This is a genomic window from Treponema sp. B152 (genome assembly GCF_024181665.1).
Lineage (GTDB): Bacteria > Spirochaetota > Spirochaetia > Treponematales > Treponemataceae > Treponema_B > Treponema_B denticola.
This window is the reverse complement of the sequence record NZ_CP058668.1, coordinates 2,133,048-2,158,158: the sequence shown is the minus strand read 5'-3', so window position 1 is coordinate 2,158,158 and position 25,111 is coordinate 2,133,048. Positions and strand designations below refer to the sequence as shown.

Below are 25,111 nucleotides of genomic sequence, written 5' to 3'. Positions count from 1 at the left end.
CTATCAATTCAAAAGGCATATAAACTGTCTTATATAAACCGGCAGACAAAGATCATAATCTATGCCGGATGTACATCCTTCATTATAATGAAGAGTAGTCCTTCACACTTTTCATTCATTCCAATCACGTGCTATTTCGGTTGAAATCTCAAATCCGGTCATATCATTGTTTTCATTAAAATGAATATAAGCAAAGTATTCATTCCAAAAGAGATGATCGCTTCCGGTTGACCATTTAATGCCGTAGTGCAGCTGAGTTATGTCTCTCGTATTTCTTGGCGGTACTAACCACAGTTTTTTATCGAATGTTTTTTGCAATGTTTCTTGTTGCAATGGAACGAGCAGCTCAACATCATCAAGACAATAACGAATTGAATTTGCTCTTGCATCGGAAATGCAGTATTCATCAAGTTTTAAATGAATGATTTTACAGTCCTCCAATACCGTATCATTCTTTTTATGACCGTAAAGACCGATGCTCCCAATTACAAAGCCGTTTTTTACAAGAAGATAATTAGCATAAGGTATAGCAGTATTATTTCTTCGGAATCCCTTTTCAACGAGAATACTTCCATCGACAGGATATTTTTTAAAAACACCACAAGAAAGTAGTTTTTTATAATCTCTGCCGGAAGGATTATCCTGTTTTACATATATGTCGAATCCGTCTGCAACTATATTGGCAACAGTTGTATGAGCCATCTTAATCTTTGTGTTGTTAATCGTAAAAACCGGAGCCCTTACCGGAACGCTGATTATGATATATACCAAAAACATATAAAGTGAAAATATTGCGACAGCCATAAATATAAAAATACTTCTTCCGGTACGCTTTCGTGCATTAAAAAGGGCCATAACCGGAGGCAGGAGGATAGCTGTTGCCAAATTAGAAAATCCTGAGCCTCCCTTTTTTATCACCTGTAAGGCAAATAATACAGCCCCAAGTATGACAGATGCATATACCAAAAACTCGCTGAACCTCATTTTTGTAGTATCTGTCTGTTTGTTTACAGGTTCTTCCATCAGTGATTTTCCGCCCGATACGGTTCGTTTCATATAAATATACATTCCGAAGATAACCGCTAAAAAAATAAGTCCTGAAACGGAAAGCAGCAAAATAAAAATTAATCTCCCCAATCTATCGTCTCCTTTTAGGTTTTGGGGCAGGCAGTTCATCAAACATAGCTTTGAATAAACCTGTTAAAAAATCTTTGCTGTCTACATCATCAACTAAGAGCATTTCTTTTGCACCGTCATACGGCAGCTCATAGCCGGCATTCGGCATATAGGCTATCGCCGATTTTACAGGTTTAACAAGTAATCTGTCATCATAAATACCGCCGACAATCTTACCTTTGTAGTATAAAATATATTCTCCCATCATCGCTCTATAGCTTATGTCTTCCAATTCGGATAACTGATCCAAAATAAAATCCAAATATTCTTTACTTGATGCCATTTGTACCTCAATAAGTTTAATTTGCTTGACTTAAATTATTCTAGTCTATTGCAAACCGTCAACAAAATTTTCTATAATTTGATTAACTTCTTCCGGTTTATCCGTATTTGAATTATGTCCGGCCCCTTCTATCCATATAAGAGGTAAGCCGGTCAATTTTGCCCACTTCTTATCATATCGTTTAGCAGAACCTGCCTTGTCTTTAGTTCCGCAAAGAAGAATTGCAGGGCAATCTATATCATATCTGCGTTTTGAATTTAAAGCATCTGCTAAAATCTTGAAGCCATGCCCCGCGACTTTACAATACCAATCTTTATCGAAGGTCATCATCATTTCCTTCATAAGAGCTCGGCCGTACTCGCTTTCTGCACAACCATTGGTTCCGGCTTTTATTAACTTATCCCATTTGTACATACGATAAATCGGCTCTACATGCCGCATTATCCCGATATCAAACCATGTAACTGTTTCTCGCTTAAGACTGCATGAATCAATGGAAATAAAACCTCTTGTCTCTCCGGGATATAATTCCATAAACATCTGAGATACATAGCCTCCCATCGACTGCCCAATCAATATTGGTTTAATTATATTCTCCGTTTCCAAAATACCGTGCAGATATCGAGCTTTATCTTCCATTGAGAATTTCAATTCAAATGGTTTTGAATTTCCATGTCCCGACGCATCCCAAATTAATACATTGTATTTATCTTGAAAAAAGTCAATTTGCTTATCAAATAGAATATGCGTTGCAGTTAATCCCGGTAAAAATACAAGTGTTTTTTTTCCGGTATCAAAAGAATTTTTCCAATAATGAATTACTCCGTAAGGGGTAGAAAATTGTTTTTCATTCATACAGCAATCCTGTAAATTATTATACCGTATTATTTAATTTTGTGCTAGTTTTTTAAGCTATATCTATATCATCTCAATGTTTGCACATAATTGTTCTTATAGCCTTTCTATTCTCTCAGCTTGTTGATTTCTACTTTATACTCATCTTCAGATACGAATAAATCAAGAAAATCAGAGAAACGCCCCAATTCTTCAATCTCTCTAAAGAATACTTCGTGATCTGTAGTGTATACTTTGGGATTGCTAATATCTTTATCGCTTAGACATATAAAGTAATAATTGGGATAAGAGTTGGATTCGCCAATAATTAAAAACTCTAAATCATTACAAGGAATGACTGAGCTTACATATTCTTTATGTATAAACCCGGAGTATTCATCATAGTCGGCTGTTCCTTTTGTGAAAGGAGTAAATTTCTCAGTTTTGTATTGTACCCTTGGATATGGGATTTCCGATTCAGGTAATATCCCTTCTGCCTTTATTCTATCGAGTAAATCATCTTCTAAGTAATCGCTAAAGTCCTGCATAAGATAACTCTTAGATAGGCTAATGCTTTCCATATTTCGTAGCAAGTTCTCGCTTTCAAAGGCCGATTTGCCGCCCAGTTTAGTGATTCTATCAATTATTCTTTTGTCCATAGTCTCCTTATATTCTCCTTTTCAGATATATTTTTATCAATCTCATTATCGGTCATTATTCAAAAATCCGGTTCATATACTTTGTCATATTTTCTATAAAATCATCAAAGGCTGCCAAATCGATGAGCTCTTCATGCTCCATATCATAGCTTGCAATCTTTTTTGTTTTCGGATTCCATACAATATAAATATGACTGTAATCTCCGAGAGAGCGGGAAAGTCTTAATAATTTTTGTCGGCCGAATTTAAACGGAATAGTATCAATCAGTTTGAAGAAGTCAATATATCCAAAGTCGGAATCCGCTAAATCGAAGTGTAGGTTTTCACCGGTTAAAAATTCAATTATTTTCTTTGGCAATTTATACGGTTTTAATTCATCCAATTTATTTTGTGTTTGATGAAACTCGGAAGGCTCTAATGATTTAAAATATTCTGCCATTTCCTCATCGCCTTTTTCCAAGGCTATGCTATATGGACGCATTCCGTCTTTTTCGGCAATCGTAACATCCGCTCCATGCTTCACTAAAAATTTACACATTTCCAAATCAACATATCTTGCTGCTACACACAACGGAGTCGGTTGATTGGAATATACCATGTCGGACTTATTGTAATTAATATCTGCTCCGTGTTCAATTAGAAATTCCAGAATTTTATAATTACGGTCAGAAACCGCGTGACGCAAGAGCTGTCCGCCGTATTTAGCTGCGGTATGTCCAAGTTCTTGTATAATCGAAAAATTGTCAAAGCGTTTGCCATAGTATGCTTCTAAAAATGCTTCCGAACCTACATTGTTTACTACATCTATCTTTGCACCATGGGAAACAAGAAACCTTATTACCTCTTCATTACAATATCTCACTGCTAGAAGAAAACTTGGATGCTCCTTTGCATTAAGGTTTGCTCCTTTTTCCGTCAGCCATTTTATAGATTGAAACTTTTCCATTATCAATGCAAAATCCAAAGGAGAGAGCTCGGTGTATTTGCCAACTTTGATTGCTTTATTAAGCTTCCACCCGTTTAATAGATGTTCTTCCAATGCAGAAATATTTTCATTTAGTACATCGTTTAAAATTTGCGGTATAGATTCAAATCTTCCGATGTTTCCGATCGTTATCATAATTAAATCCTTGTTTATCTGTTTCCCGAAGCGTATTCGCCCATATTAATGTCTATGACTTCTCTTATCGGCTGTATGAGAGAATCTTCGTATTGCACCTTCCATTTGATATCTGAATCCATATTGCCGTCCGTAAGACCCGCTATTGTATTTCCGTCTTCTATCGGATTATTATTATCATAAATGTAGGATAAAACATTATATGCGTGGTTTACAACGTCATTCGGGTTCAAGCCGTGAAAATGATATTGAACATCAGGCAGAAATAAGGTACTCATACCGAGCGAATCGACCAGCATATCGTTTGTCCCTTGAATATTAAAAAAACGGATGTTGACTGCATAATGGAGGAAGCGCATTTCTTTGGGCAAAGTACAGTTTAGAATATCTTCTCTGGTCAGCATTTTTTTAGATGTTTCAAAAACTACTGCCTTGCAAGCCGGATATATGTTTACTAATGCTTCAACATAATTTACCAGCATTTCCGCTCTTTCTTTATAATTTAAACCGGCGGCCAACATATCCGTTGCCATTACTTGATATTTACAAGTTTCCAGAATTTCGCCGCCGTTCGGGCAATTCCATAATTGTGTTGCTGAAACATTATCCATAATCGGTTTTTCAATTTCAGAACAGTTCATAATAATGAGCTGCGGAGGCACATTTAGTTTTTCTTTTTCATAGTGCGCGGAATATTTTTTAGGAGCAAAACCTGCCATATTACCGTCATAACAAAAGCAATCCGTTTCGCCTAAATGTTCACACATAATTTTATGTATATGCTCTTTTTCGGGCATTTCACATTTTTCTTCCATAAGTAGATGAATCATAAAAACCATACCCGGACGGTCGGCAGTTTGACTCATATCCTGTTTGAGAATCTTGTCATCTACATTTGATTTTTTTTCTTTCATAGTATTACCTCTCTTTTAAACTGAAATTGATTCATATATTTTCCTCCCTCGGTACATTAAATTTATAAGTATCGTCTTCATTATCACATTTTGTCACATTATTATTTACTGCATTTTCATTCTTTTTGAACACAAAGGCATAGCCGTAGTTTTTGCTTTCTCTTTCAGTTTTCTCGATTTTTTCCAAGCCTATGAGGTCGAATTCATATTTTCCTTTGGGTATATCAAAACCTAAACGGTAATTATACGGCTCCATAATTTCTTTCGGACCGGTTTTAATATATTCCGTGTGCTCTGTAATATTTTTTTTAATATTTTCAAAATCATAGTCCAAATCATCGAAGCAGGAAAAACATATCTTATTTAAATCCCCCACTTCAAGATAAAATTTTTCAAATCTGCATACTTCTTTAAATCCTTTAGGTATGACAGCTTCTTCATTTATAGAGGCGAATATATGATATTCAAAAGAATTGATTCGATAAAATGGGACAAGCTTGCCTTTTTCTACAATCTCCAGAAAAAGATCGAAGTTCTTTTGCAGATAACTTAAAAGCTTCTTCGCCCTGCATTTTTTTGAAGCAAGATATCCCGTAAGCAAATCAATAGGAATAATAGCCATTCCGTAACCGTCTGTTGTTAATTCTCCGATATAGTGCATTATCATCTCCTCCGTTATTTCTTTTCTTCGATAAAATCAATTACATCCGACCAACCTTCATCTTTTGCATCATAAGCCCAGCGTTTATCCGTCAAGGATTCAAGGTCATCAATGCTTTTATGCAAAGCCTCGGACATTTCTTTTCTCTTATCTGCGGGAATCGAATTTAAATATGTATCGCTTATTTTGAATCTGACATTTTGAAGAAAATTGACCGTATCTACATAGGTGCTGGAATATTCAAAAACCGTATTTTCAGGGAAACATTTTATCACGTTTTCAAAGGCCGTTTTCATATCGGATAATTTTAATGCTGCCAATGTGTCGGGGACATACCGGATAAGCTGCGGATAATTACAGATAAATTCCCACCAACCATCCCCCTTCCAGTTTCCTATGATGTTAACGGCGATATGAAAAAGAAATAAATCCTCATCGGTTTGATTTTTAATTTCTTCTATTTCTCCGATTTTCCATAGTTTATCCGACACTTCTGCAAAGAAGCTTTCATTAAAATTTTTTTGATTTTTAATCAATTCTTTCAGTGTAAGCATTTTATTTCTCCTATTTTAATATTTCGAAACATCAAATCCTATTTTCTTTAAATTGCTCATTTGTTTTTGTTGATGTTCTGACGTGCCGATTCCTGTTAGAACGTCGCTGTAAATTTCACTTGCGGGCCAATCATCGTAATAATTATTGAGGAACTGCGGGACTTTTTCGTACATAGGTTGAATGATTGAAATAAAGCCCTGTTTAAGGCATCGAATATATGTTTTTTCATCAACTATTTCAGTATGGCCGTATTTGTCAAATGAAGTTCGGCGGTTGAGTGCACCCTCAATATCCCAAGGTGTAAATACAACTAAATGCAGAGGACGGCTCCAGCGTTCAATATCCGTTTTATCGGGCGAAGGAAAAAGCTTTTTCCAAAAGCCTCGTTTTACTGCATAGCTGCCGGTAGAAATATACAGGCGGTACGGTGTATCCTCAAATGCTTCTTCTGATATTTCACCGGAAAGGGGGGCGAATACTCCGTATAAATCGCAATTTAAAAGGCGGGCATAATAGGATTTTTCGCCTGCATCTATTTCGTAAATTGCACCAAGTTCGTATCGTGCCATTTAATACCTCCCATAAAAACTTTTTGCAAGGATTAGCAAATCTTGAAAAAAGCTTAACTTTCCCCGAATATTCGGGAAAAGAGTTTTTTCATTTCTCTTGCATATTTGACCGCATCCGGAATACGCAGTCTTTTATAATAATCTGCTAAAATTTCAGGATGATTTTTTAATATATCGAATTCCAGCATATACATGGCTAAACATGACTTTGTATATTTGCCGACTGAAATAAGTTTTGATTTTTCATCTTCATCAAGTTCTTCTTCCGGAGCAAATTCGCCGTCAGGATATTCATCCGGCGTATCATTACTGTACTTCCAAAATTCTTTTGTCCAAAGAACAATATCGCTTTTATTTTCTTTGATTAGATGCAAATACCATTCGGCCAGTTCTTCTTCGGTAGATAATTTACAAGTAAAACCTTCCAATAGAAATTGACGTTGTTTTAATCTATCATGTAATCGGGAAATTTCAATATCCTTGATTTTTTCTTCAATACTTGCCGGGTCCGTAAGCCGAATCAGCTCCGAATAGATTTCGCTGTCTAAAAATTTTTTTAAAGTATTTGTTTCTTTTGCCATGTAAAAGCCCTTCACCAATTAAATATTGTTTATATTATATCATTTTAAAGCTGTTTTTTCTATATATTAGAGTAGTTGTTTTTATATTTTTACTATATAGAAAAATACCGTAAAATCATGTATAATTTGATAAAGTAAAACCGGATATTACTTATGTTCGGATTAGGAGAGAGGAAATAAATGACCGCTAAAAAATTTGCTCAGTATATGGAAAAACAATGCAAGGGAATAAATAATTTTTCACTGGAAGCCATTTTTGAAGAGTATATTGTACTTGTGTCAGGGAAACGAATCGGAGTGCTGTATCAGGAAAAGTTTTATGTCCTTTATGCACCAACTTTTGAAAAAACTGAAAATATATTGCCTTGTTTTAAACCGGTAAATTTATTTAATTGGAAGTATTATCAATTTATTGAAGTTACAAATCTTGAAGATAAGGAGAACCTTGAAAAAATCATACATTATGTCTATCATGAATTATATTTTCTAAAAGAAGTTGTCATTGATATAGGATTTATATTTCAAAGTTATAGAGGCTATCCCGAAACCATTTATACACTATATGAAGAAAATCTTACATTTCTTAATTTTGCCTATGAAAAAAAGCTGATAAAGGAAAATCCTGTAGACAGAGAAGGCCGAATTATAAAACTCTTATATACGAATCTCGATTTAACCGAAACCGGACAGAAAATTTTATATGACTTATATAATAAATGGCTGACCTATACGGATAAAAATGATGCCGATTCTTTAAAAAGAGCACGGAATATAAAACAATTGGAGAAGTATTATCAAAAACTGATGGGATAAAAGTAGATAGATGAACACGATAATGGATAACTCAAATTTTAATATTCAAGAATGGGTAAATTTGAATTCTTATACCGACAGTAAAGGCTGGAAAGGATATTGCAAAAGAAATAAGCCTTTTACTATTTTTCGCGCAAATAAAATAGTCGATTATTTTATGCATTTTTTTAGAAAACATACAAATAATATAATCATAGTTTCTAATATTTTCAAAATAAAAGAATATAATCTAAATAACAGCAACATAAACAATTACATAAAATACATAGAAAAATATTTAATTGATTTTGGATATATAGAAACAATTAGCGCTTCTATTTACGATAATGATAATTGTTTATCTTCAGGATTCAAAAAATTTCTAACTACGGATTATGATATTATATCTATGTTCTCTTTATTAATGATGATGGATGAAGGAATTGACGGACATTGTTTTTTTGTGTTTGATGAATTAGGATTTATTGCTTATCCTCATGATGATACAGGTTTTGGATTTATACGCATCAAAAATACGAAAGTTCACTATGAGGATTTATTTCTTAAAAATGTATCTCAATTTTCAGATTTTACTAGTGTTGTTAAGGGCAATATCTTGATACCGAAATAGAATTAGTATATAATTACAAGCGTTTCGATGGTGTGGAGTTGATGGAACAGGGTAAACTACCTATAATAAATTAGGTAAGGAAAAAAAATCCCTACTCTTCACGTAAATTTAAAAAATGGGGATGTTTGAGAACCTACTGATGATGAATTTCCAAATAATGAACGATTTAAAAATAGAAATAGTTGTAAAGGATAGGATATGCGCAGTATAGTAGATTGGTTACAAGACTGGACAAAAACTCAAATTGACGGCGACTGGGAACACGAGCAGGGTATTTCTATTGGTATGTTAGATAATCCTGGCTGGATTTTAAGGGCTGATATAAGTAATTATGGCGATTTTTTAAAAGCAAGCGAGCCTTTGGGCAGAGACAATGATGAAGATTGGATAGATTTCGAAATAAGAATAATTGCTAAAACTTATGTCTACATTGAAATTTTTGGGGATATTAACAAGCTGAATCAAATACTTCACTCTTTTAAAGCAATTATCGAAGAATTAGAAGAAATAGAGAAAAGAGGTATTGGAATACTTTCATCTCAAAGAATAAAAGAAATAATAGACTCTGTATCACAATCATTGAAAAAGAAAAGTTGACGAGATTTTCATATCGTTTCTATATCAAGGGCAATATCTTGATACCGAGACGGAATTAGTATACAATAGGTTAGGTACTATGCCCCAAGTACAGGAGCATACATAAGTCAAGACCCGATAAGATTGTTAAGTGGGGAAAGTAATTTTTATGCCTACGTCAAAGATACCAATACGTGGTTTGATATTTTTGGATTATCTGCTACACATTTACATCACACAATGGAATAGATAAATATAAACCGAAGTGTAAAAAATGAAAATATATAATATAACGAGCTATGCGGGAAAAGATAGTTTTGCCATTCTTCGACCAAGTAATAAACAAAACATTAAAGAAGTTGATGTTTTGGATGTTTGGTGGGACGATTGGTGTAGCGGTGGAGATAAAATTGGTGATTTTGTTTTTTGCTATGCGATAAATGTCTGTAAGAACTCGATTTTTAAATTGCTAAAAGAAAATTTCAAAGAGCTGAAAAGTGTGGAATTGAGATACAATAAAACAGATAAAGAGTTAAACGCAAAAAACATCAAACGTTTAAAATGGCTACCCAAGGAAGCTATTCCCTTAACCGCTTTTTTTAGTCCGATAAGTTTCGACTGTCTTCCTCAAAGTACGATAATAAGGAGTGAACGGGGGATAGAAGAAATAATAGGAGTTGCAGATTTAAGAGGCGATGTCATTATTTCAAGAGAGCAAGGCAAAGGATTATTTTTCAGTTCCAATGTAATCGGCGACTTTGACTTCTTTACCCTTACAAACTCTGGTTTTTTATTGTGTACAGAACGAGTAAAAGAGTTTTGTAAAAATCAAAATTATGAAAATGTGATATTCTTAGAAATGGGTGAAATTATATAATTCACAAACGCTTCAATCGAGGCGTTTTTTTGCTTTCTGTTCTCCGCCTTTGGCGGAATATTGGCGGGTGGTAATCCTACTCTGTATGGGTATGTATTTGATAGTAATATAGAAATAGCCCCATTCGGATTGGCGTGTAGTCTCGATTGACATTATCTTAATAATGGAGTACAAAAGACAAGAGTATTCACAAGAATGATAATTTGGATAACAGCTAAGGAGAATTTGATATGGGAATGATTGCGAACTATCAACTCATAAGTGATAGGGACTTAAAAAAACTTATGACCGAAAAAGACATTGCGGATTTTACGGAAGAACTGCAAGAAGCCGAAGACTGTATTTTATTCGACATGGATAAAATGTGGGACGTTTTACATTTTGTACTTACCGGTGTTTCAGCAGGAGAGCCGATAGAGGGTAACCCGCTTAGTGAAGCAATTGTCGGAGTAGATTCTTTCGAAGGATGCGAAGATTTTATCGGATATACAAAAAAGGAAACCATACCATTAATCGTGAAAAAATTAAATGAAACCGATATTGATTCTCTTTTGGAAAACTTCAGTATGCAAAAATGTAAGGAAAATAAACTGTATCCGAATATCTGGGGTTATGAAGATGAAAAAGAAGAAGTTATAGATGAACTTAAATGTGCATTTGCCGGACTTAAAGATTTTTATAACGAAGCAGCCCAAGCAGGTCAAAATGTTTTGGTTTCCATTTATTAAAATGTGAAGATTTTGAAATATTAGAATTTTGGAAATGAGTTTTTAGGAGGAAGTTATGAAACCAAGAGAACTTTGCGAAAAAGCGTGGCAAGAAATAGCACGCAATTTCCCTGACTTTAAAGTGCTAGGTAAAGGAAAGACTTTACGAAAAATTGCAAATAACAAAGACATTATTTTTGAAATATATTTTCAAGCCAATAGATACAACTGTGAATCTAGTGTTGAGTTTATCCCGCATATCAACATTTATTCAAAGGCTATGAAAAAAGCAGGCATAACCAGTGAGGGAATTATTTACGGCGGAGAGCTTAGTTCTTTAGCCGGAAGAAAAGCGGGCGCTTGGTGGCAGTTGGCCGGTGCAAGCTATAAAGATACCGTAACGCAAATTACGGGATTATTACATAAACACATTATGCCTTTATTTGCAGACTTTGAAGATACAAATAAAAATATTGAAAGAATTTTAAACGGCTCATTAAAAGGGTATGCTTTGCTCTACTATATCTACTATTTTGGCGGTAAAGAGCCGGCTGAAAGATATTTTAATAAAGTCATCAAAGAAGATAAGTTAAAGAAAAAATATATTTCGTTTTATAACTCATTAAAAGAAATTCCAAAAGAAAACATCGATTTCCATTTTGAGGACTTTTACGGTGCAAGTTTAATCAAATTTGCATATTTACATGGTTTAGAAATTATTCAATAATCTTTAAAAAAATGGGACAGGAGGAGACAAACTATGGACGAGCGTATTGAGCAATGGATAAAAAATAATCCTGCTATTTTCAAAAAAATAATAGCAGTTGTTATTTTTATTTTCGGAGTTTGCCTCATTATAGGCGCCGTGCGAGATTGGGATTGGCTGTATGCGCCGGACGCACACTATCAAAGTAAATGGGGAATGGGACAGATAAGCCGTTATTTGGGCCGTCCTGTTGCCCGCATAATAGGTTTTGTAGGCGGCGTTTTCTTTGCTGTTGTCGGCGGAATTTTTGTCTATGGTGTGTTTAAATAAAAATAAAAAAAGCGTCGCTAAAAGAGAGGCATAAACAAACGGTATGATGAATGGAAGCAATTAAAGAGCGGAAGATAAAAGATAATCTAAAACGGATTATTTTATTATTAATACTTTTATTAGGTATGGGTATGACGGCACAAGAACCGGAAGATTTTAATATTTTTGTACAAGATAGTGAGGGGCCATGGTATCAGGACTTTTCTTTTATGAGTGCAACTCCTCCTGATATGACGGAGCATCTTACATGGAAACATAATTATAAAGAAGTATACTATCGCTATTTGCAGGGAATCTTTATTGTCAGTAAAGATGGAAATAAATACGGATTGGTTGATGAAAAAAACACATCGATTACTCCGTTACAATATGATGAGATGGATTATTTTACCTATCCTGACAAGATTATATGGGCAAAAGAAAACGGCAAATGGGGAGCTCTCAACTATAAAGGAAAAACGGTTATCCCCTTTGTGTATGACAGCATAAAGCGGCCTCACTCATCATTGCATTTTCCTACGCGTTTGTATGCGGTAGAAAGCAAGGGCAGATGGGGCTTTGTTGATAAGGATAATAAAACGATAGTACCGTTTATATATGATGATGCCAATGCGTTTTTTAGCAGCTATCCTGTTATGGACTACACTGAAGTTAAAAAAGATAATAAATGGGGTGCCGTTAATAAAGAAGGTAAACTCACCGTGCCTATAATATACGATCGCTTAACATGTTGCCGAAATAATCAATACATAGCAAAAAGAGAGAGCAAAACAGGGGTTGTAAGCGGGGAAAACGAAATAATAGTGCCTCTGGAATACGATGCCGTTCATTCTTTAAAAGATAAAGAAAAGGTTTATACGGTGGTGCTCAACGGGCTTACGGGCTATATAGACAACAAAGGGAAGATATTAAGTCTGCCCCGTTATGAGAAAGCCGAAGATTTTCGGGGCGGGTTAGCTGAAGTAAGCGAAAACGGCAAATGGGGCATTATGGACGATCAAGGAAACCTCGTAGCGCCGTGTAAGTACGAAGCCGTAAAAAGATTCTTGTTCTATGACCTTATCTTTATGCGTTACAACAATAAATGGGGCGTTTTGTCTGCGGAAGGGAAAGAAATCGTTCCTTGTAAATATTACTACATAAAAGACCTTGAGCATCCCGATACTACCATAAAAGCATATTCCTGCGGTCAAGGATTTGAAATAGATTTTTCGGGGAAGATATTAAAATAATAAGCGGGCGCCACTATCAAAGACAATACTTTGACAATGAAACGGATTTAGTATACAATAGGTTTAGGTATTATGACCTGAGTACAGGTTCTTATATATCACAAGACCCGATAGGATTGACGGGAGAAAACCCAACATTGTATGGGGTGATAGTAATAATAAATCAAAAGCGGTAATAAATCTTAATGGTAGTTTAAATGAAAAAAAGACTAAAAAAGCAAAAAATGGAACAGGGTATCGAGTACAATAGTCTGATTATAAAAAATAAAGATGATGATGTAGAAGATACTTTTTGTTATAAATTGTTTGAAGAGCAATATTTTGATACTGATAAAATAAAGGAACTTATCAATTATGTCTTATTCAATAAATTAAATGTCAAGGAAATTGAGATTTTGAAATGGATAATTAGTAGTGTTGATAATTGCTTTCTTTACCATAAAAACGTTGATGATTACTATCATATAAAGAATTACTCAAAAGCAATCGAAAATAAATGGGACACAGATTGGAAGTTAAAATTAACAGATGTATTAGGAAAGAAATAATCTCCTCTATCGTTACAGTTACGAGAGGGAAAAATCGGATAAATTAACTATAAGGAGTATAATCATGAAACAAATTCCCGATTTTCTGAAAGAATACGAAACCGCTTTACAAAAATACAGGCAGCGCTCTGTCGAAATTCTTGCGACAGCCCTAAACGACGGTGAAACAACGGATATAAAAAGTTCCAAGTTTTTGGGAACCCCTTATTTGCCTGTCGGTACGGACTATCCGAAAGACAAGGATGGCAAGCCGCTTATTTTATGGGCGCAATTAAATTTTTCGGAAATTCCGCATATACCCGATTATCCGGAAAAAGGTATTTTGCAGTTTTTCGTTTCGGCAGATGGGTGGTACGATTGCGAAGAAATAAAAATACTTTTCCACGAGCATACGGACGCGCCCTCTCAAACTGATTTTCCGTTCTTAACTGAAGATTTGTACGAAGACTGCCCGATATGGTGCGAGCACCGTTTGCAGTTTAAAGAAACGGAAGAATACGGCGGTACCGAAGATTTCCGGTGCAGCTGTATGTTCAACGGAAAAAGCCCGTGGGATCTTTATGATACGCTTGAACCTGCACAAAAAGAAGCATTTGATGATTTATTTTACGGCACTGGACACAAGATAGGAGGTTATTCATATTTTACGCAGACCGATCCGCGCGATTACGGGCAAGAACATAAAAATGATGTTTCGCTTTTGCAAATCGATAGCGATGATAAGATTATGTTCGGGGATACCGGCACAGCTCATTTTTTTATCAATAAAGACGATTTAAAAAACAGAAACTTCGATAAGGTATGGCTGTATTGGGATTGCTGTTAAACAAATGGGCATCTCGTCTTTGGAAGAACTTTGGCGTATACAAAAGCGGTGGTACTTCCAAAGCCAAGATTTAAAAGGAGTGTTAGTAAAGAAGAACAATGTCAAGCTTACCGAATAAAAAAGATTATAAGCTGGAAAATGATAGATACTATATTTATGCATTGCAAGCTTTAAAACAATTGTTTACCGAAACGTCCTGTACTTGGCGAAAATGGATTGAAACCGATATTGAAGAATACTTAAGCACAGGCAGCGTTGAGCATCATCTTGGGGCTTACGGAGGAATGGGCAGTATAAATGATATTTGGATTTGCAAGGTAAATAATCATACTATAAACGACGAGGCTGAACCATGGGCAAATGAGTTGATGGAATATCTTAAATGCCTTTCTTACGGAATTGCAAATATAATAAAAGCAGGAAAAAAAATCAATATTGAAAAAATATTCGCAGAAAGCCGGACACGGAAAATCATAACCGGCATTCAGTGTGAGTCTTGCGGTTTTTCACAAATACACAAAAGAGAAACGGATTCATATTTGGCTTCACTTCTTTTACCTAAAATGGTAAAAGAGGCTGTTTTACAAAACAAAACGGAAGAATTGATTTCCGCTTGCCTCATACCGGATATTCCGAACTTGGTTGAAGAAAGAGAGCGGATTATAAAACTTGCGGAACAAAGCGGAATCGGTTTTTCGGCATCTAAAAATTCTCGCTGCAAAAAATGCGGCGGCGATACAAGAATTAAATATTGGAAATTAGACGGAAAACGGATATGAATGAAATTTATGCAATTAACGACTTATCGGAACTGGAAAATTTTTTACATTCTCAAAACTTCATTGAAAAACTGCGTGAAAAACTTTTTGCGGAATTTTTAAAATATGCGGATTATAAAAGCGTATCGGAGTGGAACAAGGCGGTGCGGCTTTGCGAATGTCTTGCCGTAATCGGTTGGGGAAATCATGAACCTTTGGAAGCGTCAAGAGGTGTGTTTTTTAATGGTAATCCCCGTACCTTTTTTTGCAACAGATTCGGAGAGCTCCGTTTTGTCGAGGCAATATGGTCAAAAAGAAAAACGGGCTTTACAATGGAGCAGGGCAGAACCTCCTATTATCCCGCTCCCGACTGCAAAGACCAGAAGCAACCGATGTGTTGGGATTACCCCGTAACCGAAAATATAGAAGACATAAAAATTGAAAGTCAACGCAATTGGATTCCTAAAAATCCTGTTTGGATTGTGCGTACAATATCCAACTGTTATGAAAATTCCAAACCGGTTATAGAAAGTATTGAGGAAAAACTTCAGGACGAATTAAATAAAAAGATGCGTCCCGAAAAATACGGCAAAGCTGTAAATTGTATTTTATTGAAATGTGCTTTCAGCTATTATGATAATGCTCATTGTAAAACAAACTATGTCATCGATGAATCGGGACGCAAATTATCAAGTCAAGAAGCCGCAAAAGAATTACAGAAATTATACACAAAAGAAGAAATTTCCGAAAACGGATATTACTTGCGTCCCCGATTTCAATACGGGCCTTTTAAAGCAGATACGGGCAAGATAGAGGTAGTCATTCATTTTGAAAAAGAATTCAGCTTATTAACACATCATCAGCAAAAAGAAAAACTGGCAGAGTATTTTTTACTTGCTCTTAAAACCATTTCAGAAAAACAAAAAAAGAAAACACCGAATTATGATTTCAATTTAATGATTTCCGATTTTACCGAAATAATAAAAAAATGGCTGTAAGTTTACTGTGTCAGTCTTTTATTCACAAGGTCAGCCGCTTGTTTTGGGTTGGCCTTGCCGCCTGATTTTTTCATAACCTGTCCCATAAGCCAGCCTGCAACATTGGTTTTTCCGTTTTTCCAATCTTGAACGGCTTCGGCGTTTTCGGCAAAAACTTCTTCTACAATTTTTTCGATAAAGGAAGAATCGCTTACCTGTTCCATACCTTTTTCGGCTATTATGGCAGAAGGCTTTTTACCGCAAGCTAACATCTCGGCAAAAACATCTTTGGCCTGCTTGCTTGTTATCTTTCCTTCTTCAATAACATTTACAAGCTCGGCTATAGCTTCAGGTCCGAATTTTAAATCCGAAAGAGAAGAGTTTGTTTCGTTTAAAACAGCCAGAACTTCCGCCAATATCCAGTTGGCACATTTTTTGGGAGAAGAAGATTTTTTTGCCGCCTCTTCAAACCATTCCGCCAGCTCTCTTTCAGAGGTCAGGGTTTGAACATCGAATTCCGACAAGTGGTATTCTTTTTTAAAACGGAGCCGTTTTGCTTCCGGTAATTCTCCGACCGAATCACTTACCTCTTTGATAAACTTATCGCTCAACTCCAAGGCTCTTAAATCCGGTTCGGGCATAAAGCGGTAATCTTCCGCTATTGTTTTTGTACGCTGTACTACGGTCTGCCCCGAAGGTTCGTCCCAGCCCATGGTGCGTTTAAAGCCCGTCTTAAAAGCGATACGGTCCTTGCTGTTGTATTCTTCCAGTTGACGGGAAACCTCATAGGTGCAGGCATCCTTTACAGCCTTAAAGGAGTTCATATTTTTTATTTCGGAAATAGGAGTTCTAAATTCTACACCGTTGTCGATGATTTTTAGATTGACATTTGCATCGCAGCGCAGGGCTCCTTCTTCCATGTTTCCGTCGGTAACGCCGATAAATTTTAAAATCTCTCTGATTGTCTGCATATATTTCGCAGCCTCATCGGGCGTAGACATATCCGGCTTTGAAACAATTTCTATTAGAGGAACGCCTGAGCGGTTAAAGTCAATATAACTGTGCGAGCCTTCTATGTGAAGGCTTTTGCCTACATCTTCTTCCAAATGGATTCTCTCAATTCTTATCTTTTTGAATTTCGGCTCTTCATTTTGAGAAGCAAGGTTCACCTCGACTTCACCTTCTTCGCATAGAGGTGTATAAAATTGAGTTATCTGATAACCCTTTACAAGGTCGGGATAAAAATAATGCTTTCTGTCGAATTTGGAAAAATTATTTATCCTGCAGCCGAGGGCGTGTCCGGCCTTAATTCCGAATTCTACATATTCCTTGCTTACTCTGGGAAGCGCTCCGGGGAGACCGAGACAGCAGGGGCAGACCCTCGTGTTTGGAATTCCGCCGTAACGGTTTTCGCAAGAACAAAAAGCCTTTGTCTTCGTTAAAAGCTGGCAGTGTATTTCGCAGCCTATAATTATTTCGTATTCTAAATTGCCGTGTTTAAGCATGATCTTCCTCCCAGGCCTTTGCAAGTTTTAAGATACGGTCTTCAGAAAATTTCTTTCCGCAAAACTGAATGCCTACCGGAAGACCTGCCTTTGTTTTTCCTGCCGGAACCGAAAGGGACGGAATACGGGCAAGGTTTACAAAGGTTGTAAAAAGGTCCGAAAGGTACATGGCGATAGGATCGTCTACTTTTTCGTTAAGCTTAAAGGCCGGGGCCGGAGCCGTAGGGCAGATTATAAAGTCGTATTTTTGTAAAACCTCATTTACTCCCTGAGCTATTTTTGCTCTTACATTCAAGCTTTTTTCATAACAATCTCCTGAAAATTCTTTTGAAAGAACATAGTTGCCGGTTATAATTCGTCTTTTAACTTCGGGGCCGAAGCCTTCGCTTCTTGTTTGAATATAAAGCTCATCGTTTCCCTTGCCTGCATCTTTGCGGAGCCCGAATCTTATTCCGTCTATGCGGGAAAGATTGCTTGCTGCTTCCGAGATTGCAAGTGTATAATATGTCGGAATGGAAGCCTCTAAAACAGGTATGGAAACTTCTTCAAGTTTTGCTCCGTTTTTGGTAAGCCAAGCGCAGAGTTCGTCAAAGACCTGTTTTACTTCCGGATCTAAGCCTTGGGTATTTAAGAATTCCTTGGGGATTGCAATCTTTAATGAGGCTATTTCTTCTTTTGAGTAGGCAGATAGTTTTAATAATGAAGAAAAATCGGCTTCTTCCGAAGTTTCATCCTTTTCGTCCTTTCCTGCCATAACGGCGAGACCGAGAGCTATGTCGGCGGCTTCTTTTCCGAAAAGGCCTACTTGGTCGAGGGAAGAGCTGAAGGCGACTACCCCGTATCTGCTAAAAAGACCATATGTCGGTTTAAGGCCGTAAATTCCGCAATAAGAAGCCGGAAGACGAACCGAGCCTCCCGTTTCAGTTCCTAAAGAAAAGGGAGCCTGATTTCCTGCAACTACGGCTGCCGAACCTCCTGAGCTTCCGCCCGGAGTTCTTTCCCTGTCAACGGGATTCCTTGACGGTCCGTAGCATGAAAATTCGGTTGAAGAACCCATAGCGAGTTCATCCATATTTATTCTTCCCATTAAAACGGCTCCCGCTTCCAATAAGCGGTCTATTACCGTTGCATTGTATGGAGCATAGTAGCCTTGTAATGAGCGGCTGCAGCAGGTACAAAGCTTTCCTGCCATTGAGATGTTGTCTTTTACTGCGATGGGCAAGCCCAAAAGAGGTTTTTCATCAAAGGAAACGCCTTGAGCTATAAGCTCATCCGCCTTTTTTGCATGTTCTTCTGCATCTTCAAAAAATTCTACAAACCCGTTCAATGGGAGGGGATGCTTTAAATCTTTTTCATACTCATCCTTAAATGCTTTAAGAATTTGAAGGGAAGAAAGTTCTTTATTTTTTAATTTGTCGCGCAGCTGTGTAAATGTCAAATCAGTTATCATGAAATTTTATCTCCTTAGGCTCCTGAGCCCAAAACTTTTGGAACTCTAAAATAATTATCCATATATTCCGAAGTCATTTTTTTAAGGTCGCTTTGAGCAAGGCCTTCTTTTACTTCGGAGGAGCGTAAGTCCGTTTCGCTGTGTTTGGCATACATCGAAGAATCCAAACTGCTGTCCGCAAATTTATCCAAGATTTCAAAATAACCGACCAAGTTATTTACCTGTCCCGATAAGCGGGCTTCTTCCTGTTCACCTAAAGAAAGGCGGGAAAGATACAAAAGAGTCGAGAAGACTTCTTTTGATATTTTATTATTGTTCTTTTCCATAAGTAAATGGCATAATATCATAAATACAAAAGGATGTTAAGTAGGGCAAAGGAAGGTAAGCAATACACCAAAAAAAGGTCGGGAAAATGGAGAGTTTATCGGCAGAAAACTTGCAAAAACCTTACCAAAAGTACTTGACAAAAGTTTGAGAAAGGGGTATATTCACACTCACCGTCGGCTAAGACGGTGTGCCTAGAAAAGCGAAGAAAATACCGGAAAAGTTTTGCAAGTCTTGCATTTTCAATGAAGGCAAGACTTCTTAAGTTTGGCAGTTTAAAAGCTGCAAAAAAGGTTAAAAAAAATAAAAAAACTTTTAAAAAGCTCTTGACAAAAAGTGAGAAAATACTGTATACTCCTTTTTGCTCGCTACATAACTTTTACGAGTTTTTAGCGGATGATATTTGAAATTAAGAGGGAAGGGAAAGAACAAAAATAGCCAAAGCGTAAAGCTTTTGGTAAGGAAAGTATCAAAAACCGGTAAGGGTTAAGCTGATTAGCCTTTACCAAATTCCTTAACAATAATAAGTAAGGGACAAACTAAAATTAGAAATCAACCGCTCTTTAAGGGCGGCTTGAAATAATAATGATGGAGAGTTTGATCCTGGCTCAGAACGAACGCTGGCGGCGCGTCTTAAGCATGCAAGTCGAACGGTAAGGGAGAGCTTGCTCTCCCCTAGAGTGGCGGACTGGTGAGTAACGCGTGGGTGACCTGCCCTGAAGATGGGGATAGCTAGTAGAAATATTAGATAATACCGAATGTGCTCATTTACATAAAGGTAAATGAGGAAAGGAGCTACGGCTCCGCTTCAGGATGGGCCCGCGTCCCATTAGCTGGTTGGTGAGGTAAAGGCCCACCAAGGCAACGATGGGTATCCGGCCTGAGAGGGTGAACGGACACATTGGGACTGAGATACGGCCCAAACTCCTACGGGAGGCAGCAGCTAAGAATCTTCCGCAATGGACGAAAGTCTGACGGAGCGACGCCGTGTGAATGAAGAAGGCCGAAAGGTTGTAAAATTCTTTTGCAGATGAAGAATAAGAAGAAGAGGGAATGCTTCTTTGATGACGGTAGTCATGCGAATAAGCCCCGGCTAATTACGTGCCAGCAGCCGCGGTAACACGTAAGGGGCGAGCGTTGTTCGGAATTATTGGGCGTAAAGGGTATGTAGGCGGTTAGGTAAGCCTGGTGTGAAATCTACGAGCTCAACTCGTAAACTGCATTGGGTACTGCTTGACTTGAATCACGGAGGGGAAACCGGAATTCCAAGTGTAGGGGTGGAATCTGTAGATATTTGGAAGAACACCGGTGGCGAAGGCGGGTTTCTGGCCGATGATTGACGCTGATATACGAAGGTGCGGGGAGCAAACAGGATTAGATACCCTGGTAGTCCGCACAGTAAACGATGTACACTAGGTGTCGGGGCAAGAGCTTCGGTGCCGACGCAAACGCATTAAGTGTACCGCCTGGGAAGTATGCCCGCAAGGGTGAAACTCAAAGGAATTGACGGGGGCCCACACAAGCGGTGGAGCATGTGGTTTAATTCGATGATACGCGAGAAACCTTACCTGGGTTTGACATCAAGAGCAATGACATAGAGATATGGCAGCGTAGCAATACGGCTCTTGACAGGTGCTGCATGGCTGTCGTCAGCTCGTGCCGTGAGGTGTTGGGTTAAGTCCCGCAACGAGCGCAACCCCTACTGCCAGTTACTAACAGGTAAAGCTGAGGACTCTGGCGGAACTGCCGATGACAAATCGGAGGAAGGTGGGGATGACGTCAAGTCATCATGGCCCTTACGTCCAGGGCTACACACGTGCTACAATGGTTGCTACAAATCGAAGCGACACCGCGAGGTCAAGCAAAACGCAAAAAAGCAATCGTAGTCCGGATTGAAGTCTGAAACTCGACTTCATGAAGTTGGAATCGCTAGTAATCGCACATCAGCACGGTGCGGTGAATACGTTCCTGGGCCTTGTACACACCGCCCGTCACACCATCCGAGTCGAGGGTACCCGAAGTCGCTAGTCTAACCCGTAAGGGAGGACGGTGCCGAAGGTACGTTTGGTAAGGAGGGTGAAGTCGTAACAAGGTAGCCGTACCGGAAGGTGCGGCTGGATCACCTCCTTTCTAAGAGAAAGGGTAGTATAGAAGGTTTTTTAACCTTCTATAAAAATATACAATGTATATTAGTCTTGAAGTACACAAGACAAATTGATACTTCCTTTTCGTTCTTTCCTGAAACTCTTTTTTTTATAAAACAACTGAGGGGATATAGCTCAGCTGGCTAGAGCGGCGGCTTTGCAAGCCGTAGGTCAGGGGTTCGAATCCCCTTATCTCCATAAAACCTTGTTTAACGACAAGGTTTTTATTCGCCCAATCGCTAAGAAAAGGCGAACAGATATTTGACATAACTAGGGAAGGGAATGAAGACGCTGGAATGTTTGAAACATACCAGTGTAAAAGAAAACTAAAAATACAAAACTTCTTTTTTAAGCGAAAAGTGTAAAGAAAGAAGGGACAATAATATGGTCAAGCGAGAATAGGTTTATGGCGAATGCCTATGGAGCTAAGAGGCGAAGAAGGCCGTGGTAAGCTGCGAAAAGTTCCGTGTAGGAGCACACATCCTGTGATACGGAAATAGCCGAATGGGGTAACCCGTTAGTAGTGATACTGACATTACGCTCTTGAATAAAATAGAGAGGTAAAGCGATACTGAGTGAACTGAACCATCTAAGTAACTCAAGGAAAAGAAATCAAAAGAGATTCCGAAAGTAGCGGCGAGCGAAATTGGAGGAGCCTAAACCCTTTAAAGGGAGTTGAAGGGCTGCATCGGCGTAGGACCGACAAGTTACAAATTCGATTTATAGCAGAAAGGTTTTGGGAAAGCCTGGCGCAGAGGGTGAAACCCCCGTAAGCGAAATAAATCGGACTTGTTGATGCAGTACCTGAGTACGGCGGGGCACGAGAAACCCTGTCGGAAGCCGGGTCGACCACGATCCAAGGCTAAATACTACTTAGCTACCGATAGTGAACAAGTACCGTGAGGGAAAGGTGAAAAGAACCCCAGTAAGGGGAGTGAAATAGAACCTGAAACCGTAAACCAACAAGATGTTACAGCCCTTTTAAGGGTGGTAGCGTGCCTTTTGTAGAATGAGCCTGCGAGTTACGATATGCAGCGAGGTTAAGGAATAGAAGTTCCGGAGCCTAAGGGAAACCGAGTCTTAATAGGGCGAATAGTTGCATGTCGTAGACCCGAAGCCGGAGTGATCTAGTCATGAGCAGGTTGAAGCAAGGGTAAAACCTTGTGGAGGACCGAACTATAATCTGTTAAAAAAGGTATGGATGACTTGTGACTAGGAGTGAAAGGCTAATCAAACCCGGAAATAGCTGGTTCTCCCCGAAATGCCTTTAGGGACAGCCTCATACAAAATTATCGGAGGTAAAGCACTAGTTGGACTAGGGGGCGTCAAAGCCTACCAAACCCAGTTAAACTCTGAATGCCGATAATCAACGTATGGGAGTGAGACTGCGTGCGCTAAGGTTCGTAGTCAAAAGGGAAACAGCCCAGACCGTCAGCTAAGGTCCCCAAATACTGCTTGAGTGTGAAATGAAGTGTGGATACAAAGACAGCCAGGAGGTTGGCTTAGAAGCAGCAATTCCTTTAAAGAGTGCGTAACAGCTCACTGGTCGAGTGTCCATGCGCAGATAATGTAACGGGGCTAAGCAGTATACCGAAGCTACGGGTCTTATGCATTTTTGAGCATAAGGCGGTAGGGGAGCATTCCATTAACTGATGAAGGAATACCCGCGAGGGATTCTGGAGGAGATGGAAGAGAGAATGCAGGTATAAGTAACGAAAAGGGAGGTGAGATCCCTCCCCGCCGAAAATCTAAGGTTTCCTGGGTAAAGGTAATCTCCCCAGGGTAAGTCGGCCCCTAAGGCGAGGACGAAGGTCGTAGTCGATGGGAAATCGGTTCATATTCCGATACCTTTTATAATTTCGATGGCAGGACGCATGAGGTGAAACCCGGCCGGCTAACGGATGCCGGTCAAAGTAAGCGAGCCGTTATAAAGGATGATAGGTAAATCCGTCGTCCAAGGTAAGCTGCGACAGCGAGTGAAACTACGGTGGAGCGAAGCGGGCGTAATCAAGGTGCCGGGAAATACTGTCTAAGGTTAGGTTATAAAAGACCGTACCGTAAACCGACACAGGTAGATGGGATGAGAAATCTAAGGCGCTCGAGAGAACTCGCGTTAAGGAATTCGGCAAAATGCACACGTAACTTCGGAAAAAGTGTGACCTCCTTTTTTTTAAAGATGAGGGGGTGGCAGAAAGCAGGCCCAGGCGACTGTTTATCAAAAACACAGCCATCTGCGAACCAGCAATGGGACGTATAGGTGGTGACACCTGCCCGGTGCCGGAAGGTTAAGAGGAGAGGTTAACAGCAATGTGAAGCTTTGAATTGAAGCCCCGGTAAACGGCGGCCGTAACTATAACGGTCCTAAGGTAGCGAAATTCCTTGTCGGGTAAGTTCCGACCCGCACGAATGGTGTAACGATTCTGGGCACTGTCTCAACGCGAGACTCGGTGAAATTTATATACCGGTAAAGAAGCCGGTTACCCATAGTTAGACGGAAAGACCCCGTGAACCTTCACCGCAACTTATTATTGGGACTTGGTTTATCATGTGTAGAATAGGTGGGAGGCTATGAAGCTTGACCGTTAGGTTGGGTGGAGCCGAAAAGTGAAATACCACCCTTGATAAATCAGGTTTCTAACCGCTGTCCGTGAAACCGGAAGCGGGACAGTGATAGGCAGGCGGTTTGACTGGGGCGGTCGCCTCCTAAAGAGTAACGGAGGTGCGCGAAGGTCTCCTCACGCCGGTTGGAAATCGGCGCAGCGAGTGTAAAGGCACAAGGAGGCTTAACTGCGAGAGTGACAGCTCGAGCAGATACGAAAGTAGGTCTTAATGATCTGGCGGTAGCGAGTGGAAGCGCCGTCACTTAACGGATAAAAGGTACTCCGGGGATAACAGGCTGATATTCCCCAAGAGTTCACATCGACGGGAATGTTTGGCACCTCGATGTCGGCTCATCGCATCCTGGGGCTGAAGCAGGTCCCAAGGGTTTGGCTGTTCGCCAATTAAAGCGGTACGTGAGCTGGGTTCAGAACGTCGCGAGACAGTTCGGTCCCTATCTGCTATGGGCGTTGGATACGTGAGAGGAGCTGTTTTTAGTACGAGAGGACCGAAATGGACGAACCTCTGGTGTACCGGTTATCCTGCCAAGGGTAATTGCCGGGTAGCTAAGTTCGGAAGGGATAACCGCTGAAGGCATCTAAGTGGGAAGCCCGCCTCAAGACTACGTATCCCTGAGGGTTTAACCCTCCTAAAGACTCCTTGCACACTACAAGGTTGATAGGTTGGAGGTCTAAGCACAGTAATGTGTTCAGCCGACCAATACTAATAAGTCGTGAGGCTTGACCATATTATTGTTTCTTTTTTCTGGTAAATAAAA

26 protein-coding genes, 1 tRNA gene, 2 rRNA genes and 1 pseudogene are annotated in these 25,111 nt (G+C 38.8%); 17 read left to right on the top strand and 13 right to left on the bottom strand.

What is annotated here, in order from left to right; all coding sequences use genetic code 11:
• Positions 1-111: 111 nt before the first annotated feature.
• The 10 genes from HYB91_RS10110 to HYB91_RS10065 all read right to left on the bottom strand — a co-directional run bounded on the left by HYB91_RS10110 (position 112) and on the right by HYB91_RS10065 (position 7,352).
• Complete coding sequence (locus HYB91_RS10110) at positions 112-1,176, bottom strand: hypothetical protein (protein WP_002676926.1); 1,065 nt, start codon at positions 1,174-1,176, stop codon at positions 112-114.
• The gene (locus HYB91_RS10105; protein WP_002676927.1) at positions 1,139-1,459 is read right to left on the bottom strand and encodes a TfoX/Sxy family protein; all 321 of its coding nucleotides are present in this window, start codon (positions 1,457-1,459) and stop codon (positions 1,139-1,141) included. The genes HYB91_RS10110 and HYB91_RS10105 overlap by 38 nt, the downstream gene beginning before the upstream one ends.
• A gap of 45 nt (positions 1,460-1,504) precedes the next feature.
• On the bottom strand, positions 1,505-2,314 hold the full coding sequence (locus HYB91_RS10100; protein WP_002676928.1) for an alpha/beta fold hydrolase: 810 nt from the start codon (positions 2,312-2,314) through the stop codon (positions 1,505-1,507).
• A 107-nt stretch (positions 2,315-2,421) separates the two neighbouring features.
• Positions 2,422-2,952, bottom strand: a complete 531-nt coding sequence (locus tag HYB91_RS10095; RefSeq protein ID WP_002676929.1) for a hypothetical protein — start codon at positions 2,950-2,952, stop codon at positions 2,422-2,424.
• A gap of 55 nt (positions 2,953-3,007) precedes the next feature.
• Positions 3,008-4,072: an ankyrin repeat domain-containing protein gene (locus tag HYB91_RS10090; RefSeq protein ID WP_002676930.1), complete on the bottom strand. Its 1,065-nt coding sequence runs from the start codon at positions 4,070-4,072 to the stop codon at positions 3,008-3,010.
• Positions 4,073-4,086: 14 nt separating this feature from the next.
• Entirely contained in the window at positions 4,087-4,986 is a 900-nt protein-coding gene (locus HYB91_RS10085) for a DUF4261 domain-containing protein (protein ID WP_002676931.1), read from the bottom strand.
• A 31-nt stretch (positions 4,987-5,017) separates the two neighbouring features.
• Positions 5,018-5,647: a hypothetical protein gene (locus HYB91_RS10080; RefSeq protein ID WP_002676932.1), complete on the bottom strand. Its 630-nt coding sequence runs from the start codon at positions 5,645-5,647 to the stop codon at positions 5,018-5,020.
• A 14-nt stretch (positions 5,648-5,661) separates the two neighbouring features.
• Entirely contained in the window at positions 5,662-6,201 is a 540-nt protein-coding gene (locus tag HYB91_RS10075; RefSeq protein ID WP_002676933.1) for a hypothetical protein, read from the bottom strand.
• 15 nt (positions 6,202-6,216) lie between these two features.
• Positions 6,217-6,771, bottom strand: a complete 555-nt coding sequence (locus HYB91_RS10070) for a hypothetical protein (protein WP_002672481.1) — start codon at positions 6,769-6,771, stop codon at positions 6,217-6,219.
• Between the two features lie 53 nt (positions 6,772-6,824).
• The gene (locus HYB91_RS10065) at positions 6,825-7,352 is read right to left on the bottom strand and encodes a hypothetical protein (protein ID WP_002676934.1); all 528 of its coding nucleotides are present in this window, start codon (positions 7,350-7,352) and stop codon (positions 6,825-6,827) included.
• A 180-nt stretch (positions 7,353-7,532) separates the two neighbouring features.
• Here HYB91_RS10065 and HYB91_RS10060 point away from each other — a divergent pair, with 180 nt between their 5' ends.
• The 14 genes and pseudogenes from HYB91_RS10060 to HYB91_RS10005 all read left to right on the top strand — a co-directional run bounded on the left by HYB91_RS10060 (position 7,533) and on the right by HYB91_RS10005 (position 16,333).
• Entirely contained in the window at positions 7,533-8,165 is a 633-nt protein-coding gene (locus HYB91_RS10060; RefSeq protein WP_002676935.1) for a hypothetical protein, read from the top strand.
• Positions 8,166-8,175: 10 nt separating this feature from the next.
• Positions 8,176-8,775, top strand: coding sequence for a hypothetical protein (locus tag HYB91_RS10055; protein ID WP_002676936.1), 600 nt, complete (start codon positions 8,176-8,178; stop codon positions 8,773-8,775).
• Between the two features lie 198 nt (positions 8,776-8,973).
• Entirely contained in the window at positions 8,974-9,372 is a 399-nt protein-coding gene (locus HYB91_RS10050; RefSeq protein WP_002672474.1) for an immunity 53 family protein, read from the top strand.
• An 84-nt stretch (positions 9,373-9,456) separates the two neighbouring features.
• A pseudogene (locus HYB91_RS13025) lies at positions 9,457-9,600 on the top strand (hypothetical protein); the annotation flags it as partial.
• A gap of 25 nt (positions 9,601-9,625) precedes the next feature.
• Entirely contained in the window at positions 9,626-10,228 is a 603-nt protein-coding gene (locus HYB91_RS10045) for a hypothetical protein (protein WP_002676937.1), read from the top strand.
• Positions 10,229-10,458: 230 nt separating this feature from the next.
• On the top strand, positions 10,459-10,956 hold the full coding sequence (locus HYB91_RS10040) for a YfbM family protein (protein ID WP_002676938.1): 498 nt from the start codon (positions 10,459-10,461) through the stop codon (positions 10,954-10,956).
• A 55-nt stretch (positions 10,957-11,011) separates the two neighbouring features.
• A complete protein-coding gene (locus tag HYB91_RS10035; RefSeq protein WP_002676939.1) occupies positions 11,012-11,662 on the top strand; it encodes a DUF4304 domain-containing protein in 651 nt (216 codons plus the stop codon).
• A 33-nt stretch (positions 11,663-11,695) separates the two neighbouring features.
• Complete coding sequence (locus tag HYB91_RS10030) at positions 11,696-11,971, top strand: Imm17 family immunity protein (RefSeq protein ID WP_002676940.1); 276 nt, start codon at positions 11,696-11,698, stop codon at positions 11,969-11,971.
• Positions 11,972-12,021: 50 nt separating this feature from the next.
• Positions 12,022-13,203 carry a WG repeat-containing protein gene (locus HYB91_RS10025; protein WP_002676941.1) on the top strand — a complete coding sequence of 394 codons (1,182 nt, stop codon included), beginning with the start codon at positions 12,022-12,024 and terminating at the stop codon, positions 13,201-13,203.
• Positions 13,194-13,379: an RHS repeat-associated core domain-containing protein gene (locus HYB91_RS13020; RefSeq protein WP_080612285.1), complete on the top strand. Its 186-nt coding sequence runs from the start codon at positions 13,194-13,196 to the stop codon at positions 13,377-13,379. The genes HYB91_RS10025 and HYB91_RS13020 overlap by 10 nt, the downstream gene beginning before the upstream one ends.
• A 21-nt stretch (positions 13,380-13,400) precedes the next feature.
• Entirely contained in the window at positions 13,401-13,751 is a 351-nt protein-coding gene (locus tag HYB91_RS10020; protein ID WP_002676942.1) for a hypothetical protein, read from the top strand.
• A 64-nt stretch (positions 13,752-13,815) separates the two neighbouring features.
• Entirely contained in the window at positions 13,816-14,577 is a 762-nt protein-coding gene (locus HYB91_RS10015) for a YwqG family protein (RefSeq protein ID WP_002676943.1), read from the top strand.
• Between the two features lie 98 nt (positions 14,578-14,675).
• Positions 14,676-15,356 (top strand): DUF6966 domain-containing protein, encoded by a 681-nt coding sequence (locus HYB91_RS10010; RefSeq protein ID WP_002676944.1) that lies wholly within the window; start codon positions 14,676-14,678, stop codon positions 15,354-15,356.
• Positions 15,353-16,333, top strand: a complete 981-nt coding sequence (locus HYB91_RS10005; protein ID WP_002676945.1) for a hypothetical protein — start codon at positions 15,353-15,355, stop codon at positions 16,331-16,333. Before HYB91_RS10010 ends, HYB91_RS10005 begins: the two co-directional genes overlap by 4 nt.
• Before the next feature lie 2 nt (positions 16,334-16,335).
• On the opposite strand, the gene gatB is transcribed toward HYB91_RS10005, so the two are convergent.
• The 3 genes from gatB to gatC are packed head-to-tail and all read right to left on the bottom strand — an operon-like array spanning position 16,336 to position 19,593.
• The gene (gatB, locus tag HYB91_RS10000) at positions 16,336-17,817 is read right to left on the bottom strand and encodes an Asp-tRNA(Asn)/Glu-tRNA(Gln) amidotransferase subunit GatB (RefSeq protein ID WP_002676946.1); all 1,482 of its coding nucleotides are present in this window, start codon (positions 17,815-17,817) and stop codon (positions 16,336-16,338) included.
• Positions 17,810-19,267 (bottom strand): Asp-tRNA(Asn)/Glu-tRNA(Gln) amidotransferase subunit GatA, encoded by a 1,458-nt coding sequence (gene gatA / locus HYB91_RS09995; protein ID WP_002665813.1) that lies wholly within the window; start codon positions 19,265-19,267, stop codon positions 17,810-17,812. The genes gatB and gatA overlap by 8 nt, the downstream gene beginning before the upstream one ends.
• A 14-nt stretch (positions 19,268-19,281) precedes the next feature.
• Positions 19,282-19,593, bottom strand: coding sequence for an Asp-tRNA(Asn)/Glu-tRNA(Gln) amidotransferase subunit GatC (gene gatC, locus HYB91_RS09990; protein WP_002665812.1), 312 nt, complete (start codon positions 19,591-19,593; stop codon positions 19,282-19,284).
• Between the two features lie 583 nt (positions 19,594-20,176).
• On the opposite strand from gatC, the gene HYB91_RS09985 reads away from it, so the two are divergent.
• From HYB91_RS09985 to HYB91_RS09975, 3 genes are all read left to right on the top strand, one after another.
• Positions 20,177-21,721, top strand: a 16S ribosomal RNA gene (locus HYB91_RS09985).
• A 138-nt stretch (positions 21,722-21,859) separates the two neighbouring features.
• A tRNA-Ala gene (locus HYB91_RS09980) sits at positions 21,860-21,933 on the top strand.
• A gap of 188 nt (positions 21,934-22,121) precedes the next feature.
• Positions 22,122-25,081, top strand: a 23S ribosomal RNA gene (locus HYB91_RS09975).
• Together the 16S and 23S rRNA genes with 1 tRNA gene alongside form the textbook arrangement of a ribosomal RNA operon.
• Positions 25,082-25,111: the final 30 nt, after the last annotated feature.

Excerpts from the sequence above, each read along its gene's own strand:
- HYB91_RS10080 (WP_002676932.1), bottom strand. The coding sequence starts at position 5,647 with ATGCACTATATCGGAGAATTAACAACAGACGGTTACGGAATGGCTATT.
- HYB91_RS10110 (WP_002676926.1), bottom strand. The coding sequence starts at position 1,176 with ATGAACTGCCTGCCCCAAAACCTAAAAGGAGACGATAGATTGGGGAGA.
- HYB91_RS10045 (WP_002676937.1), top strand. The coding sequence starts at position 9,626 with ATGAAAATATATAATATAACGAGCTATGCGGGAAAAGATAGTTTTGCC.
- HYB91_RS10030 (WP_002676940.1), top strand. The coding sequence starts at position 11,696 with ATGGACGAGCGTATTGAGCAATGGATAAAAAATAATCCTGCTATTTTC.
- HYB91_RS10100 (WP_002676928.1), bottom strand. The coding sequence starts at position 2,314 with ATGAATGAAAAACAATTTTCTACCCCTTACGGAGTAATTCATTATTGG.
- HYB91_RS10090 (WP_002676930.1), bottom strand. The coding sequence starts at position 4,072 with ATGATAACGATCGGAAACATCGGAAGATTTGAATCTATACCGCAAATT.
- HYB91_RS10025 (WP_002676941.1), top strand. The coding sequence starts at position 12,022 with ATGGAAGCAATTAAAGAGCGGAAGATAAAAGATAATCTAAAACGGATT.
- HYB91_RS10015 (WP_002676943.1), top strand. The coding sequence starts at position 13,816 with ATGAAACAAATTCCCGATTTTCTGAAAGAATACGAAACCGCTTTACAA.
- HYB91_RS10035 (WP_002676939.1), top strand. The coding sequence starts at position 11,012 with ATGAAACCAAGAGAACTTTGCGAAAAAGCGTGGCAAGAAATAGCACGC.
- HYB91_RS10040 (WP_002676938.1), top strand. The coding sequence starts at position 10,459 with ATGGGAATGATTGCGAACTATCAACTCATAAGTGATAGGGACTTAAAA.
- HYB91_RS10070 (WP_002672481.1), bottom strand. The coding sequence starts at position 6,771 with ATGGCACGATACGAACTTGGTGCAATTTACGAAATAGATGCAGGCGAA.
- HYB91_RS10010 (WP_002676944.1), top strand. The coding sequence starts at position 14,676 with ATGTCAAGCTTACCGAATAAAAAAGATTATAAGCTGGAAAATGATAGA.
- HYB91_RS10020 (WP_002676942.1), top strand. The coding sequence starts at position 13,401 with ATGAAAAAAAGACTAAAAAAGCAAAAAATGGAACAGGGTATCGAGTAC.
- HYB91_RS10105 (WP_002676927.1), bottom strand. The coding sequence starts at position 1,459 with ATGGCATCAAGTAAAGAATATTTGGATTTTATTTTGGATCAGTTATCC.
- HYB91_RS10095 (WP_002676929.1), bottom strand. The coding sequence starts at position 2,952 with ATGGACAAAAGAATAATTGATAGAATCACTAAACTGGGCGGCAAATCG.
- HYB91_RS10075 (WP_002676933.1), bottom strand. The coding sequence starts at position 6,201 with ATGCTTACACTGAAAGAATTGATTAAAAATCAAAAAAATTTTAATGAA.
- HYB91_RS10085 (WP_002676931.1), bottom strand. The coding sequence starts at position 4,986 with ATGAAAGAAAAAAAATCAAATGTAGATGACAAGATTCTCAAACAGGAT.
- HYB91_RS10065 (WP_002676934.1), bottom strand. The coding sequence starts at position 7,352 with ATGGCAAAAGAAACAAATACTTTAAAAAAATTTTTAGACAGCGAAATC.
- gatA (WP_002665813.1), bottom strand. The coding sequence starts at position 19,267 with ATGATAACTGATTTGACATTTACACAGCTGCGCGACAAATTAAAAAAT.
- gatB (WP_002676946.1), bottom strand. The coding sequence starts at position 17,817 with ATGCTTAAACACGGCAATTTAGAATACGAAATAATTATAGGCTGCGAA.
- HYB91_RS10050 (WP_002672474.1), top strand. The coding sequence starts at position 8,974 with ATGCGCAGTATAGTAGATTGGTTACAAGACTGGACAAAAACTCAAATT.
- HYB91_RS10055 (WP_002676936.1), top strand. The coding sequence starts at position 8,176 with ATGAACACGATAATGGATAACTCAAATTTTAATATTCAAGAATGGGTA.
- HYB91_RS10060 (WP_002676935.1), top strand. The coding sequence starts at position 7,533 with ATGACCGCTAAAAAATTTGCTCAGTATATGGAAAAACAATGCAAGGGA.
- gatC (WP_002665812.1), bottom strand. The coding sequence starts at position 19,593 with ATGGAAAAGAACAATAATAAAATATCAAAAGAAGTCTTCTCGACTCTT.
- HYB91_RS10005 (WP_002676945.1), top strand. The coding sequence starts at position 15,353 with ATGAATGAAATTTATGCAATTAACGACTTATCGGAACTGGAAAATTTT.